Source organism: Desulfobacterales bacterium, assembly GCA_030066985.1.
Classification (GTDB): domain Bacteria; phylum Desulfobacterota; class Desulfobacteria; order Desulfobacterales; family JAHEIW01; genus JAHEIW01.
In genome coordinates this window covers 63,865-78,156 of the sequence record JASJAN010000023.1, presented here as the reverse complement: position 1 = coordinate 78,156, position 14,292 = coordinate 63,865, and the positions used below count along the sequence as shown (strand labels likewise).

Below are 14,292 nucleotides of genomic sequence, written 5' to 3'. Positions count from 1 at the left end.
ATAAGATTTAGTTGGTGATTTTGCCTCAAAAGGTTTGGCGCTTATTTAAACAACATTTGGGCATTAGTCAAGAGCTAATGTTCAGAAAATGTTAAACCAGCCCAATTTCGCTCAATGCCCGGTTTTCCAGTATACGTTGTGGGGTAAAAATGGAAAGATCCAGTGTTAAAGGCTTTTTCAGAATGAGTTCGCTCAAATAACGTCCCACCGCGGGTCCCTGCTGAAGACCATGACCGGAAAATCCGTTGGCCAGGTAAAATCCGTTCAGCTCCGGCCATTGCCCGAGAATGGCATTGCCGTCCAGGGTATTGACCGCATACAGACCGGCCCAGCCGCGCACCACCTTAAGGCGATCAAATTTCGGGACAAACTCAGCCAATTCCGGCCAAAGATGGTCTATGAATCGCTTCTCGTCCCAGGTAAACGCCACACCGATGGGATCATCTTCCATTGATTTCCCCAACAGCACCAGGCCGCCTGTTTCCGTACGGAAATAAAGACCTGACGGCAAGATGGTCAACGGCAGCGGTCTTTCAAATTTATAGGCGGTGTCAAGCACAAACACCTGGCGCTTGACCGGAACGACCGGCAGGTCGATACCGGCGGTTTTAACCACTTCTGAGGCCCATGCGCCGGAACAGTTGATCACGATTTCAGCAGGCAGCGTGCCCTTATTTGCCAGCTGCACCCCTTCAACCTGATTTGGGGATATAAGGATACGGACGGCTTCATCCTGCAAATAGTTGACACCCAATGATCGTGCTTTGGCCTTATACGCTATCAACACCCCGTAGGAATCAAAATAGCCATCATCCGGACCGAAGGTCCCGCCAACAAATGCCTGGGGGTCATAAAGGGGATACTGTTCCCTGATTTGCTGCGGTGCCCACCACTCTACCCGGCAACCAAGCTGTTTTTGCATATCGAAGGCCCGCCGGGCAGCTTTTTCGCCATCGACCGCTACCAGAAAAAGATTGCCTTCCTGCCGAAAATAGATTTTCGGCTTCTCGCCGTCCACCGCCATATCCTCTTCAAAGGAACTTAGCATCTCGATGGCATACTGAGAGATCTGAACGTTTTCCTTTAGCGTAAACTGAACGCGCACATTGGCCATGGATAGGGTGGTTGACGCTTGTTCGTAGGTCGGATCGCGCTCTACTACCGCAATCTTAAGTGATGGATCAGCTTTAATCAGGTAATAGGCTGTGGCGCTGCCGATGATGCCGCCTCCGATAATCACAACGTCATGTGTTTTTTTCATTTGCTTTAAACCTCATCTAAGGCAAGTTGTTGTGTTTTGTCGTCAGGTTCTGAGGTTCAACGTTCAAGGGTTCAGAGGTTGAATAACTTAAGACAGACGGCATATGTCAAACCCCTGAACGCAGAACCCTGAACCTTTGAACCTCATAACGGCAGCCAGGTCCCAATTTTTTTCTTTTTTGCCCGTTGATAGAGCAGCGGCGCAACAGCCATGTCATCGAGCGCCAGCCCCAGATTGGCGGTCATGGTGCGCTCCTCAGAGGTTTGGCGCCCGGGTTTTTGACCGCTGGCCAGCTCACCAAGGTCTGCATAAATATCGGGAATATTTTTGAAATAGCCCATTTGTTGATACAGCCGCAATTGAGCGGTGTCGTCGGTACAGAATTTAGTGACCTGATTTATGGCTGCCGGATCCCAGTAGGAATCATAATCCACGAGGGAGGCAAAAGCGCCCTCATCCAACCAGTCTGCCTGGATTGTGGCATGGGGTGTTCTTAAAATCGGACCGGCTGTCACCACAATATCACAGCCGCTGACCGCCTCCTGGGGGGTTGCAGCCGGCACGACCTCCAGATTAAAACGCGCTTGAATCTCCTCGGCGTATGATTGAACCGTGTCATCATTGACATCATAAGCCCGAACGGTTTTGATCGGAAACAATACGTTTAAGGCCTCTACATTGCTGCGGCCTTGCACGCCGCAGCCCAGCACGCCCACCACCGACGAATCGCTGCGTGCCAGATAGCTGGCAGCCAGGGCGGTGGCTGCGCCGGTGCGCATCGCCGTAATCCAGATACAGTCCATTACGGCCAAAGGTAAACCGGTTTCAACATCATTGAAAATCAGCAAACCCGTGACGTAGGGCAATCCCTTGTAGTGATTTTCCGGAAATCCGGCGACCCACTTGATTCCAGCCGACTTTAAATCGGCAATGTAGGCCGGCATGGCATGAATGAAATTATCGCCACCACCAGGATGAATGCCCGGTTTGGGGGGCATTTCGGTACGACCCTCACCTTTGGCGCGAAAAGTGGTTTTTAATGATTCAATAATTTCGGCCATGCTTACGCCGACGGCTTCCACATCTGCTTTTGATAGATAAAGCAACTGGTTTTTCGGCATGCTACCCCCAATCGGAATAAGGTTTCTATCGACTTCTGGTATATCGACTGAACGATTTGGCTGTCAAGGAATTATAGCCCGTTCGGCACAGGGCATAGGGTGTAGCTCAGAATTCACTTCCGAATTCTTGGTTCAGGACTTGACTTTCTGCAGGGGGCATGATTTCAAAATTCAAATGGAGGCAAAACCAATGGTGGACTTTTATCAATATCTGGATGAGCATCAAATTGAATACGAACGTTACGATCATCCGCCTGTGTATACCGTCGACGATGTTAAAAGACTTGTGCCACCGCTGCCGGCGGCCAAGACCAAAAACCTTTTTTTGCGGGATCATAAAGGCCGACGTCATTTTCTGGTGATTGTACCGGCTGATAAACGGGTGGACATCAAGGCGCTGAACGCCCTGATTGGCGCCAGCCGTTTAAGCTTCGGTTCCGCCGACCGCCTCAAAAAATTTCTGGGCGTCGATCCCGGCTCTGTGACGATTTTCGCTCTGGTCAATGATCCCGAGCACAGCGTCGAATTGATCATCGATGAAAGTTTGTGGGAGCAGCAGGCATTCCAGTTTCATCCCCTGATCAATACCGCCACCCTGGTGATATCGAACGACAACCTCAAGCGATTTTTAGCGTCGACCGGCCATGATGTACGGACCCTGGGTGTGCCTTCGCAAAAACAATAAGTGGAATCATAGCATTTTTAGCTCACGGGGACGACGACGAAAAAGTGTATAAAAGACGACTAATCTTTTGAATTATTACACCACGAAGGGCACGAAGGGAAACTAAAAATTTTCTCTTTGTGCTCTTCGTGTTCTTCGTGGTTTTTAATCTGTAAAATCGCCATCCACGCACCCATAAGGCTGCGCTTCTTTGTACTTGATAATGGAGGCTTAAAAGGATTTTAGTGCAGGCTTTTGATGCGGTTCATGCGGCTGGTTATCTCGGTGATACGGATACCGTATTTTTTGTTCTGTAAAACGACTTCTCCTCTGGCGATCAACTTGTCGTTGGCCAATATGTCCACCGGTTCACCCTCCAGTTTGGAAAGTGTGACGGTTGAGCCCGGTTCCAGTTCGAGCAGCTTTTGAATTCGGACGCGGTTGCGGCCTAATTCTACGGTTATTTCCAAGGGGATGTCCAACAGCAAATTCAGATCAAAATCTTCAATCGCCTGTGTTTCTTCATCATCAGCCGGATCGGCATTTGCAGCGTCAGACAAATCATCTAGCTGCATATTTCCTAAAGCAGCAGATTCTTCAGACGTGCTGATGGCGGTGCTATCTTCTTCTGCTTCGATGGGGGGCGTTTCGGTTTCAGTGGACCCATCATTTTCTAAATTTCCTCCACTCGCGGGTTCGGCTGCATTTTCCTCTGCAGGCTGGCCATCCTCTTTGATCTTATCTTCAGTCATCCTGGTTTGACCTCGATTCGTATTGATGTGATGTGCGTCAGACAATCTATGAATGCGAAAAACGCTTTATCTAATTATTTTAGTATAATCAGGCTAAAACCTCAATATATTTTCCCGTACACCGGCACAACCGCTGGTAGCAGAAACACGTGCAACCGTTTGTAATTCCGGGGTTGCAATGGTATGAAGCAAAGATACCATCAGAAAATAGTTTCGCCTGGCAGTGTATTTAGTATATCGAATGTAAGTATTGAGGAAAAATCCATGTATACATTTTTATTCAGCCCCATTCAAATTAACAGTTTGCAAATTAAAAACCGAATCGCCTATCCATCGCTGGGGTTGCTGTATTCCACAGACGGCAAACTCAACGACCGGTACTACAACTATTTTGCTGAAAGGGCTGGTGGCGGTGCCGGAATGGTGACCGTTGGACCGGTTGGGATTGATTTTATCGGATCGGGTGCGATTGCCTTATCGCTGAGCCATGATGATGCCATCGCGGATTTTAAAAAACTAACCCGCATTATAAAAGATGGCGGTGCCTGCGCGTGGGTACAGCTATTTCATGCCGGTGCTTATTCCCATCCGATGTTTATCGATGGCCAGCAACCGATGGCGCCGTCGGCGGTGTATTCACGCTATTCCCAGACGACGCCGCGCGAAATGACCATTGAAGACATCCTTCAGACCCATGAGAATTTTGCGCAGGCGGCGCTGAGGGCCAAGAAGGCCGGTTTTGACGGTATCGAGATCCTGGCGTCCGCCGGTTACCTGATTTCACAATTTCTCTCTGAGAAAACCAATCAGAGAACCGATAACTATGGCGGCAGTTTTGAAAATCGGGTGCGGTTTCCCAGAGAGCTCATCGAGCTGCTACGCAAACGTCTTGGACCCGAATATCCGTTGACGATTCGCATGGCGGGAAACGATTTCGTGAAAGACAGCAACACCGATACAGAAACGCCGGAGTTTGCCAAGGTGTATGAAACTGCGGGCGTGGATGCCATCAATGTAACCGGGGGTTGGCATGAATCGCGCATTCCGCAACTGCCGATGCATCTGCCCCGTGCGGCATTTGCCTTTTTATCCCTGAATATTAAAAAAGCAGTTTCAGTGCCAATCATCGCTTCCAATCGAATCTCGGATCCCGCCAGCGCTGAACAGATCATCAGAGATGGTTATGCCGACATGGTCAATTTGGGCCGGGTGTTGATAGCCGATCCGCAGTGGCCCCAGAAAGCATCTGAAGGCAGAGTGGAGGAAATCCGCCCCTGTGTGGGTTGCTCTCAGGGTTGCACCGATGAAGTCTTTAGCGGGCGACCGGTATTTTGCGTCGGCAATGCGCGGGCCGGATTCGAGGGAGAACGTCAGATCTTCATCAGTGATAGCTCCAAGAAAGTCATGGTCGTGGGGGCGGGTGCCAGTGGTTTGGAGGCGGCCGTGACCGCAGCCAGCCGTGGTCATCAGGTCGAAATTTATGAAAGAGATTCAGACATCGGCGGCCAGCTGTGGATTGCCGGGGCACCACCGCATAAACAGGAAATTTTGGAATTTATCCGCTACTATCGGGCCCAGATCAAAAAGCACCAGATTCCCTTGCATCTGAACACCGCGGTGGATGCGAATTTTGTTCAGGCGCAAAATCCGGATTACATCATCCTGGCAGAAGGTGCCGAACCCACTTGGCCACAAATTGATGGATGTGATGATCCCTGTGTTTATCCTGCCTGGCAGGTTTTAAAAGAAAATCCGTCACTCGGAAATTCGGTTGCCATTATTGGTGGTGGTTCGGTCGGTCTGGAAACAGCTCTGTTCATCGCCGCCAAGGGCACACTGACACCGGAGACGCTTCATTTTTTGTTTACCTATGATGCCATCGACCCGAAACGATTGCGTGAACTCATGTTTCAGGGATCTTCAAAGGTCACTGTTTTTGAAATGTTGCCCAGGATCGGGCAGGACATTGGTAAATCAACACGTTGGATTGTGTTTGATAATCTGAAGCGTTATGGGATTGCGGTTAAGACTAGCGCTCAGGTGACATCCATCCGCCATGGAATTGTGAAATTCGTCAAAAGGGATCAAGTGCAAGAGCGTCAATTTGACAATGTCATTCTGGCGTCAGGGGTGCAATCTGTTCCTGGCTTGTCAGCTGATATCAAAAAACTGGGGATCCCTTTTGCCGCGGTGGGTGATGGTCTGCGGCTGGGAAAACTAAACGATGCGATTCATGGGGGATTTCTGGCAGCCCTCAACATCTAAAGCTATTTTAAAAATGCATCTAACGCTCAATGGCTGTGTTAAAAACCGATTCAAAATGCTCGAATACTAGCGTGTATACTCCACTTTTGAATCGGTTTTCGCCTTGCCCTTGAGCGTGATCTACAATTTTGAAAATAGCTTTCAGTTTTATCTTTTTCTCAGCATTATTTGATGGTGTTTTTCGTGCTCATAAAATCTGTTGGTATTAACTTACCTAAGCTGGTTTAGGGTTCAAGTTTTTCCAATACCTCACCGTTTTCACCCAGTAAAAAGACCATAAAACCGCCGGCTACAGCATCCTTTAATAATTCTTCACGCATAATGGCCTGCACTTCGTACTTTAATTTCGGCTCGCGCGTAAGATTCAACAAACCCTGTTGAGCAGCCTCTTTTTCGGGAAAAGCCGGTATATACGAAATGTCTGTTTCTGGGTCGTGCTGGCCCAAAAACTGCTCATTGCCGCCTGGATCCTGAACGACCACCCATACCCATTGATCCTCATTTTTCATCTGCTGCATGTCCACTCCTAAAAGAAGGGGTTGAGCCCGTTACCCGCTTGTCCGCCTATGGCGGATTAGCCCGTTAGCCGGATAGAACCGATTCCAATTTTAACGGGCTCAATCCGCCGGAGGCGGACTCAACCGGCAAACCCGACTATAGAATTACTTATGTTGAAAAAGTTCCCTAGCCCAGATCCAGGTCCAGAAAATCAAGTCACCCATTAGGGCCGCGTTAATTCACCACACAAATCGGTTTGCATCATTTTTTTTATTTTTGCAACCGACAATTTCTGATTGAGCAAAAATGACAGTTTTGCCAATGCCGCCTCAGGGGTCATGTCAAAACCACTGATGACACCAGCTTTTGCCAGCGAAATACCGGTGGCATAGCCTTCCATATTGACCGTACCTTTCATACACTGGGTGCAGTTGACGATGATAACGCCATGGTCATTGGCCGATTTCAATGCCGCGATCAATTCCCTGTTTTCAGGTGCATTGCCGCTTCCGTAGGTTTCCAGGATTAAACCTCGAATGGGTGGCTGCAGGAAATTTTTAACAATGTCCACGGAGATGCCCGGAAACAACCGCAGCCCGGCCACGCGCGATTCACTTAATGCGGCAACTTTTATTGTTTTACGGGTTTTCGGGGGCGGCAGGACCAGGTCCCAGCGTATTTTGATTTCAATACCGACAGTTCCTAGCGGCGGGAAATTCGGTGATTCAAATGCATCCAGGCTATCCGAATCGATTTTTACCGCCCGATTGCCGCGCAGCAGCTTGTTGCCGAAACACAGGCAGACTTCAGGGATTTTAAAATTGGCTGCGATCAGCAGTGCCGTAATCAGATTCTCCCGGGCATCATTGCGGACTTTACACAGCGGGATTTGGGCGCCGGTAATCACCACCGGTTTTTGCAGCCCTTGCAACATAAAGGGTAAGGCGGAGGCGGTATAAGCCATGGTGTCGGTACCGTGTAGAACCACAAACCCATCATACGCATTATGGCGCTTGGATATGTCATTGGCGATCCTTAGCCAATCTTCAGGTGTCATATTGGAGGAATCCAGCAACGGTTCATACTCGCCAATGTCATATTCCGGCAGCAAATCACTTTTGAGTTCCGGCAGGTTGTGCATAAGTCGCTCGAGGTATCCGGAAGTCGGCACATAACCGTCCACTGTGCGTTTCATGCCGATGGTGCCGCCGGTATAGGCAATATAGACTTTTTTGCGCATATACACCTCGTTTTAAACAGACAAAAGATTCTTCAATTTGGGCAATAATTTTCTCCCGCGGGCCTTAATGGCTGGGCTACCGGTTTGGGTGAGTTTTTCGATAGCGTTCAGCACGCGGTTTGAAACGGCCGCCTTGTTTATGGCCAGATCTGTTAGGGCCTGCATCGCAAAAGTGACGACAATTTTACTGTCATCCGTTAAATAATCAAATAAAATATCCGTTACAGTCTGTGTTTCTTTTGATGACAAATTTAAACGGCTAATCATCTGAGCCAGATGCCAGCGCAGCTCCTGCTGACGGGTTTTACGGGCAAGTCCAATGAGTTCTGTTTTAAATGGCCGTAATATTTGAGGCTCATCTGCAGATATCTTTTCCATTGAATCGGCCGCGCGCATCCGTACGATCGGATCTGAGTTAAACAGACCGTTGACCAGATCTTTAAACAGATCCGGTTTTTCTTTGACAGCCGCGACCACCGCATTGACGTTTCCAATGGAACGGCGGTCGCCGCCTCGGAGTTTGGACAGTATGGTCGTCATCATTTTTCCGAAAACGGTTGCAAAATAAACATTCGTTTTTTCAAGCTGTCCGGTATATCTGGTTAAGCCAGTTGTGCCCGTTGCGCCGGTTGAGCCCGCTGAAATTGTACAAATGTCTGATTTTATTTTTCGGGCAAACGGGCAAACGGGTTACGGGCTCAACCTGCAAAATTTAGATATTTAATTTCTTAAGGACATCTTGCTTGGCCGTAAAATACAATGAGGTTGAAGCCGGATTAAATCCGGCCGAGGCGGCTGAGTATAGCACCTTCCTCGTCCTTTTTAATCTTACCGGCATCCGTGCCTTCAAAGTCAACTGTTAAAATATTCTCGCTTAAGCGGGTGATCTGTTGCAACGCTTTCAGATGGGCGGGGTGCTCCTGGTAGCGTTGAACAGCCTCCAGATTGGCGAACAATGCCACAAGCGCAAAGTCATATGATCTTGCAGTCTGCAGCAGATCGCGCCCAAATTCATATGTTTGAATTTCAACAATCTTGTTAGGAAGTTGATCTAAAATTTTTTCAAGTGCATCAATGTCAGCATCTTTGATCCCCGCTTTAAACTTGATCAAAACGACATGATTAATCATATCGACCTCTCCTTATGGTTTTCCCTAAGCGGAATCGATTTCATGGATGATTCACAATATCGCATCTAACAGATAAATCCAAAAGAGAAATTTGTATATCATCGGAGTTTATTTTTTTCTGGCTATTTTATCGATTCCGATCATGATTATGCCGCTTGCGATATATATCAACCCGGCGCCGACGATCGTAAATTTGATGATGGCGCATGTGCGCGCTACAGCGGGAAGCCATAGCTGTTTTGAATTGAGCAACAGGGCAAACAATACTGAATTTTCAACGGCATCGCATATGGCAGCCAAAAACTGCGTCCAGGCCAAAATGGCGCCTGCATTGGCCAACAGCAGTCTACGCTTCACAAGTGCTTTGCTCACCTGGGTGCAGGCCAATGACAGAAAAGCGGCATAAACGATTAAAAAAAGGTAGTCCAGCCCCAGGCTGCCGGCGGCATGTTTTTTTGCCTGCCCATTCCAGGAGTTCAGTATCTGGCGAGATGCGTCTACATTTTTTGCCAGTTCAAAGGATACGATCCCTCGGGGGGCTACTGGTGTCCTCAAAGGCCCATCTAGCATGCGCATTGCCATCAAAAGGAAGGCGCTTATAATCAAGGCCGCAACCAGGGCTTTTTTCCGAGCGGGATCTGAATATCGTTCAAATGGTGTTGGCCAACGCATTTGTGTTCCGGCGCAAAAAGATCGGATCTTGCTGAGTGGCTTAGGAATAACACTTCTTTAATCAGGAGATCTGTTAACAGACCGCAGCTTCAACTTGAGATAATCTATCGCTCATTTTTATGGGATGCAATCGAATTCTTCGTGCTGATTTCAGACAAAAATAAGCGTCAGAAAAGAAAATGAACCCAAAGGGTTTCTTCCCGAGGGTGATCTATTTGAGGCTGGTGAACTGGCTAGGGTTACCCATGCGGCTAAGGTTTTGGGGATGGTGCTTAATTACGGCTACAGCACAGTGGCCCAATTTTAGAGATGGATCTCAGTTCTTGAGTGCTGCCAGGTAGGCTTGTTCAGAATAACCCTGAATTCCTTTGCCGTTTATGACAACAAAAGGCACTGCCCGCCGGTTGGTCATGGTCATCATTCGACGAGCGGCCCGCGGGTTTCTGTCGATGTCATAAGTTTTATACTTGATTCCCCGTGAGCGGAAAAATTGCTTGGCCTTATTACAATACCCGCACCAATCGGTTTCATAGATCTCAACGGTCGGCGCTTTGGCAGCGATTTCCTCTTCCGGAGAATTTTTCAATATATCAAAAATGCTGGGATCCAGAGTGTCCTTGGTGGCTTTAACTGGAGCCGGGCCGCGATCAGCAGGCGCCGGGTTGGAAGATGGAACGGTATCATCTTTAACCTCGAACGCATCTGAATTATCACGGGTCGGGGAATCCGAATAATGGGTAATACCGTTTTCATCAACCCATTTGTAAATTTCAGCTGAGGATACACCAAGGGTCAACATCAGCAGCAAAAAGACTATCAAAATACCTGGAATCTTCATTTTTTTACCCCGAATAAAAGTTGCGTGGGCCCATTCGGCGCATGATAGCGGCGCCCATTTATGATTTAAAAGGGCCGTTGAGCCACATGACAGTCCGCATTTGGCCCATACCGGTATATTGAATGGTTTATCGGCAAAATAGATGGAAGAGTTGAGTAAAACCTGGCGGGAAAGAGGCCACTTGCGACTTAACTGCTTTATTTTGCTTTAGATGCGACATTTTTTGGCTTCCGGCGTTCATTTCGCTGCCAATCGATTTGGTTTTTTATTTCACTGAGAATAAAAGAGCTTTTGAGGCTCAATGCAATTTCCGTCTCGCTGGGTTTCGCGGCACCGGCATCGGTTACAAAGCGTTGAACCGCAATTAGGGCTTCTTTGATATTTTCGTGGAACAGACCCACCCTGATCAAACTGTTTTTTGCGGGGCCGGTTTTCAGATTAATTTTCCAAAATGGATCCTTAGACGCTGCATCTGCAGACGGCTGGGACACCGGTTTTTTACGCTGAAATTTTATCTGGTTGCCGATCTCATTCAGCATAAAATAGCTTTTAATGGCACTGGACACTTCGGTTTGAGAGGGCTCGACTCCGGTTGTTACGTGAACATATTTAAATACCGTCAGAATCGCATCAGTTAGGGACGGACTCAGGCGAATCAATTTTGGCAAAATATGCTCCTATACCTGGTCAATGCTTACACCAAGATACGCTAATTTAATCTTCTTTACCATCTAAGCGATGCGGGCTGCCATGAAGTGATGGCGCCGATCCAGCCGAAGTAGTCTGCAGCTACAAAGGCTGGATTGGCGTGCTGGAGTGATGGGTAATGGATCCTATCTGCTAGCACTGCAGCTTCCGGCCAACAGTGAGCAGATATTTTTCTGCTGCGACAATTGGCGCCGATATCGCATCTTTCACTTTTATATATAAAAAAATATAAAAATTTAAGATAGTTGTCAAGTTTTTCGATTCGTGAAAATGATGCCTGATCCCTAAATTTGTCATGCAACTTGCGTTCACTGTGCTTTGATCGACCCGATGGTTTGAACCACCACGGGATACCCCTCCAGGGTAGCCGGTATTTTAGCCGGGGTGTCCGGATGTAATCCGTCCACCCCTACGATGATAGCCTGATTGCCGCCTGGGTCCAGCCCAATTCCGATTGAAACCACTCCCGGTAATTTCAACCATCGTGCTTCATGTTGTTCTTTAACCTCTTGAATGGATGGTGACATACCCATATCATCTCCCATCGCCAACAGGGGAAAGATCAGGATGGCCAAAGCAACCGTTCTCATAGTGACACCCCCAAGGCGTTAAATACATTTTCAATGCGATTGATGATGGTCGTCGTGTCGCTGCCGGCGAATAAAAGTCCGGTCAAACGGTTGTTGTCGTCCAGAACCGCTGAACCACTATCGCCCCCCTGACTCATTGCACCGGCCAGTAGTTGATCAGTGAAGACGGCCACTTGCCCGGCACCGTATTGAACATTGGCGGTGACATCGACCTGTTGAATTTCGCCGGTTGTAAATCCTGTGGTGCGTCCGCTCTTTTTGATGGCCATACCCAGTTCCCCGGTGACGGTTCCTTCAACAGGTCCGGTATTCAAGATGTCATCTTTCACATCTGCTACATTCAGCGGTGCAGCAATCGCAGCATCCACCAGGTTGTCTTCCGTTTGTATTTTGACCACCTCATAGCGGGTATTGCTGCTAATCACTCGGCAACCCAGATTAAAAACAGAGATGACTGCATTGGCAAATTGGCACTCACTGGGTTCACCTTGAAATGTGATGGGAACAAACTGCGTCAGATTTGCAATGTGATCTTGTGGGAAATTACCGCCATCAAACGGGCCGGGTTGCAAGATGGCGTCGCCGATTTCAGCTGCATTGCTGTTGGCCAGCACATGATTGTTGGATAACATAACGGGTTGGCCGTTTTTTTTCACCCAGCAGCCCAGCGTCCCGGCGGTGATTCCAACGTGCCCGACACTGACACCGCCGGGTGCTGGACGAAATCGATCGGTTGGTGCTTGCAGTGCACGGATCACACCGCTTTGTACGACATCGGTGGGGGTACCGTCAACGGTTGCGGGAACCATCTCTTGGGCGGAAAGTCGGGCAGCGGGCAATTTTTCTTTTACCGAGCAGACAATACACAGCTGATCTGTTTTGATGCCGCCACTGACTTTATAACCGATACCGGTGGCCACAACATTTAACCGTTCCAAAAGCGGTCGGCGGTGGGTACTTAAAATGCTCCGGATTCGATACATCTCATCTGCCATAATGTCCTCCTTTCAGCAAAAATGCGTGAATATGTCTATGACGGATGGGCTGAATTCTCCCTGAGCACTTTGAAGTTTAGTCTGAAGAGAAGTATAGGCTAAAAAACAACAATGTCAATATAACTATATATCAACACCCTTTGGGATCATCGTGGACTACGATATAGGGTTTTAAAATCATTCAGAAAACAGACGATAGGTGGTTCAGCGCAGAATTGCGGAGGTGTACGGCAGAAAAACCAGACGGCTATAAAACCATCAGCGAAACAAATCAAGCATCGTCGCTTTCATCTGCCTGTTTAGACGATAGGATCTGATTTAATATGACCCCTATCAGAATTGCCAAGGCGACACCTTTAAGGGAAAATGCCCCGGCTGAAAAAGTAATGCCACCGATTCCAGACACGACAATAACCAGCACCATCAGTATATTTCTAAATTCCATTAAGTGTGATGGTTCCTTCTGCAGGCAATTTATACCCATTACAATTAGTGCGCCAAAACATAAAATAAGAATGCCACCAATAACCGCATCTGGTATGGTTTGGAGAATGGCGCTCAATTTCCCGCAAAAAGCCAAAAGCATGGCCAGAACAGCGGCCCAGATCATTATGGCGGGTCGCCCTTTTTGGAAAACAGTCACAAGACCGGTAATTTCGGGGTAAATGCGTACCGGTGGTCCGCCGATAAAAGACGCAATTGTGCTGGCTACGCCATTGCCCAGCAAGGTACAATGAATACCAGGTTCTTTGAGGTAATCTTTGTCTGTCACCTCACCAATAGTGCAGATATCGCTAAAATGGATCAAGATCGGCGCAATGACTGCCGGTATCAGGAAACCAATAGCGCTAAGATTGAATTCAGGCAAAACAAAAGAGGGAACGGCAAGCCATGGCGCTCCGCTAACCCCGGAAAAATCAACAATTCCAAACGGGATAGCGACTAAATATCCGGCGAGAAGTCCGCCTGCAATCGGTAAAAGCTTCAGTATGCCCCGGCCCAATAAAAAAATGATAATGGTCACCACCAGTGTTATGGCAGCAATCAATAAGCCGATTTTGTCCGGTATCGGATGCGCAGGATTTGACTTTCCCAGTGCCATGGAAACAGCTACGGGTGCCAGCATCAGCCCGATGACCATTATAATGGGTCCGACCACAATCGGTGGAAATAGGCGCTGAAAGACACTGCGGCCTTTCCAGTAAATCAAACCACCGATGCCCGTATAAACCAGGCCGGCTGCTACCAGTCCGCCGAGGGCCGCCGGCAGGCCCCATTTTTGGGTCGCCACCATAATGGGAGCTGTGAAAGTAAAGGACGATGCCAAGAAAACCGGTATTTGCCTTTTGGTGAAGCCATGAAATATGAGGGTCGCAGCACCAGCGGTAAACAAAGCGACGCTAGGGTCCAAACCGGTGAGGATGGGCACGGTGATCAACCCAGCAAATGCGACCAGCAGGATTTGTACACTGAATAAACTGTCTGGAAAACTTAATTTATAATCTGTTATCCAATCCTTGACGGCCATGCCTACGCTGGTCCTCTGATGGCTGAAGAT

The 14,292-nt window shown here is 48.3% G+C and carries 15 protein-coding genes; 2 read left to right on the top strand and 13 right to left on the bottom strand.

Going from position 1 to position 14,292, the window contains the following annotated elements; genetic code table 11:
- Positions 1–91: 91 nt before the first annotated feature.
- Complete coding sequence (locus QNJ26_13185; GenBank protein MDJ0986488.1) at positions 92–1,261, bottom strand: FAD-binding oxidoreductase; 1,170 nt, start codon at positions 1,259–1,261, stop codon at positions 92–94.
- 143 nt (positions 1,262–1,404) lie between these two features.
- On the bottom strand, positions 1,405–2,382 hold the full coding sequence (locus tag QNJ26_13180) for an ornithine cyclodeaminase family protein (GenBank protein ID MDJ0986487.1): 978 nt from the start codon (positions 2,380–2,382) through the stop codon (positions 1,405–1,407).
- A 190-nt stretch (positions 2,383–2,572) separates the two neighbouring features.
- On the opposite strand from QNJ26_13180, the gene QNJ26_13175 reads away from it, so the two are divergent.
- The gene (locus QNJ26_13175) at positions 2,573–3,067 is read left to right on the top strand and encodes a prolyl-tRNA synthetase associated domain-containing protein (GenBank protein ID MDJ0986486.1); all 495 of its coding nucleotides are present in this window, start codon (positions 2,573–2,575) and stop codon (positions 3,065–3,067) included.
- 221 nt (positions 3,068–3,288) lie between these two features.
- Here the strand turns inward: QNJ26_13175 and fliN are convergent, their stop codons facing one another.
- The gene (fliN, locus tag QNJ26_13170; protein ID MDJ0986485.1) at positions 3,289–3,798 is read right to left on the bottom strand and encodes a flagellar motor switch protein FliN; all 510 of its coding nucleotides are present in this window, start codon (positions 3,796–3,798) and stop codon (positions 3,289–3,291) included.
- Positions 3,799–4,062: 264 nt separating this feature from the next.
- Here fliN and QNJ26_13165 point away from each other — a divergent pair, with 264 nt between their 5' ends.
- Positions 4,063–6,063 carry an FAD-dependent oxidoreductase gene (locus tag QNJ26_13165; GenBank protein MDJ0986484.1) on the top strand — a complete coding sequence of 667 codons (2,001 nt, stop codon included), beginning with the start codon at positions 4,063–4,065 and terminating at the stop codon, positions 6,061–6,063.
- Between the two features lie 224 nt (positions 6,064–6,287).
- Here QNJ26_13165 and QNJ26_13160 read toward each other — a convergent pair whose 3' ends face one another.
- The 10 genes from QNJ26_13160 to QNJ26_13115 form a co-directional block, all read right to left on the bottom strand.
- Positions 6,288–6,581 (bottom strand): hypothetical protein, encoded by a 294-nt coding sequence (locus tag QNJ26_13160; GenBank protein MDJ0986483.1) that lies wholly within the window; start codon positions 6,579–6,581, stop codon positions 6,288–6,290.
- 203 nt (positions 6,582–6,784) lie between these two features.
- The gene (gene ansA / locus QNJ26_13155) at positions 6,785–7,801 is read right to left on the bottom strand and encodes an asparaginase (GenBank protein MDJ0986482.1); all 1,017 of its coding nucleotides are present in this window, start codon (positions 7,799–7,801) and stop codon (positions 6,785–6,787) included.
- Between the two features lie 12 nt (positions 7,802–7,813).
- Positions 7,814–8,341, bottom strand: a complete 528-nt coding sequence (locus QNJ26_13150; protein ID MDJ0986481.1) for a hypothetical protein — start codon at positions 8,339–8,341, stop codon at positions 7,814–7,816.
- Positions 8,342–8,577: 236 nt separating this feature from the next.
- The gene (locus QNJ26_13145) at positions 8,578–8,931 is read right to left on the bottom strand and encodes a Dabb family protein (GenBank protein ID MDJ0986480.1); all 354 of its coding nucleotides are present in this window, start codon (positions 8,929–8,931) and stop codon (positions 8,578–8,580) included.
- Between the two features lie 108 nt (positions 8,932–9,039).
- Complete coding sequence (locus tag QNJ26_13140; GenBank protein ID MDJ0986479.1) at positions 9,040–9,603, bottom strand: hypothetical protein; 564 nt, start codon at positions 9,601–9,603, stop codon at positions 9,040–9,042.
- 316 nt (positions 9,604–9,919) lie between these two features.
- Positions 9,920–10,441 (bottom strand): glutaredoxin domain-containing protein, encoded by a 522-nt coding sequence (locus tag QNJ26_13135; GenBank protein MDJ0986478.1) that lies wholly within the window; start codon positions 10,439–10,441, stop codon positions 9,920–9,922.
- A gap of 197 nt (positions 10,442–10,638) precedes the next feature.
- Entirely contained in the window at positions 10,639–11,109 is a 471-nt protein-coding gene (locus QNJ26_13130) for a hypothetical protein (GenBank protein MDJ0986477.1), read from the bottom strand.
- 348 nt (positions 11,110–11,457) lie between these two features.
- Positions 11,458–11,739, bottom strand: a complete 282-nt coding sequence (locus QNJ26_13125; GenBank protein ID MDJ0986476.1) for a hypothetical protein — start codon at positions 11,737–11,739, stop codon at positions 11,458–11,460.
- Entirely contained in the window at positions 11,736–12,734 is a 999-nt protein-coding gene (locus QNJ26_13120) for a hypothetical protein (protein ID MDJ0986475.1), read from the bottom strand. The genes QNJ26_13125 and QNJ26_13120 overlap by 4 nt, the downstream gene beginning before the upstream one ends.
- Positions 12,735–13,005: 271 nt before the next feature.
- Positions 13,006–14,262 (bottom strand): solute carrier family 23 protein, encoded by a 1,257-nt coding sequence (locus QNJ26_13115; protein ID MDJ0986474.1) that lies wholly within the window; start codon positions 14,260–14,262, stop codon positions 13,006–13,008.
- Between the last annotated feature and the right edge of the window lie 30 nt (positions 14,263–14,292).

Excerpts from the sequence above, each read along its gene's own strand:
- QNJ26_13185 (MDJ0986488.1), bottom strand. The coding sequence starts at position 1,261 with ATGAAAAAAACACATGACGTTGTGATTATCGGAGGCGGCATCATCGGC.
- QNJ26_13180 (MDJ0986487.1), bottom strand. The coding sequence starts at position 2,382 with ATGCCGAAAAACCAGTTGCTTTATCTATCAAAAGCAGATGTGGAAGCC.
- QNJ26_13175 (MDJ0986486.1), top strand. The coding sequence starts at position 2,573 with ATGGTGGACTTTTATCAATATCTGGATGAGCATCAAATTGAATACGAA.
- fliN (MDJ0986485.1), bottom strand. The coding sequence starts at position 3,798 with ATGACTGAAGATAAGATCAAAGAGGATGGCCAGCCTGCAGAGGAAAAT.
- QNJ26_13165 (MDJ0986484.1), top strand. The coding sequence starts at position 4,063 with ATGTATACATTTTTATTCAGCCCCATTCAAATTAACAGTTTGCAAATT.
- QNJ26_13160 (MDJ0986483.1), bottom strand. The coding sequence starts at position 6,581 with ATGCAGCAGATGAAAAATGAGGATCAATGGGTATGGGTGGTCGTTCAG.
- ansA (MDJ0986482.1), bottom strand. The coding sequence starts at position 7,801 with ATGCGCAAAAAAGTCTATATTGCCTATACCGGCGGCACCATCGGCATG.
- QNJ26_13150 (MDJ0986481.1), bottom strand. The coding sequence starts at position 8,341 with ATGACGACCATACTGTCCAAACTCCGAGGCGGCGACCGCCGTTCCATT.
- QNJ26_13145 (MDJ0986480.1), bottom strand. The coding sequence starts at position 8,931 with ATGATTAATCATGTCGTTTTGATCAAGTTTAAAGCGGGGATCAAAGAT.
- QNJ26_13140 (MDJ0986479.1), bottom strand. The coding sequence starts at position 9,603 with ATGCGTTGGCCAACACCATTTGAACGATATTCAGATCCCGCTCGGAAA.
- QNJ26_13135 (MDJ0986478.1), bottom strand. The coding sequence starts at position 10,441 with ATGAAGATTCCAGGTATTTTGATAGTCTTTTTGCTGCTGATGTTGACC.
- QNJ26_13125 (MDJ0986476.1), bottom strand. The coding sequence starts at position 11,739 with ATGAGAACGGTTGCTTTGGCCATCCTGATCTTTCCCCTGTTGGCGATG.
- QNJ26_13120 (MDJ0986475.1), bottom strand. The coding sequence starts at position 12,734 with ATGGCAGATGAGATGTATCGAATCCGGAGCATTTTAAGTACCCACCGC.
- QNJ26_13115 (MDJ0986474.1), bottom strand. The coding sequence starts at position 14,262 with ATGGCCGTCAAGGATTGGATAACAGATTATAAATTAAGTTTTCCAGAC.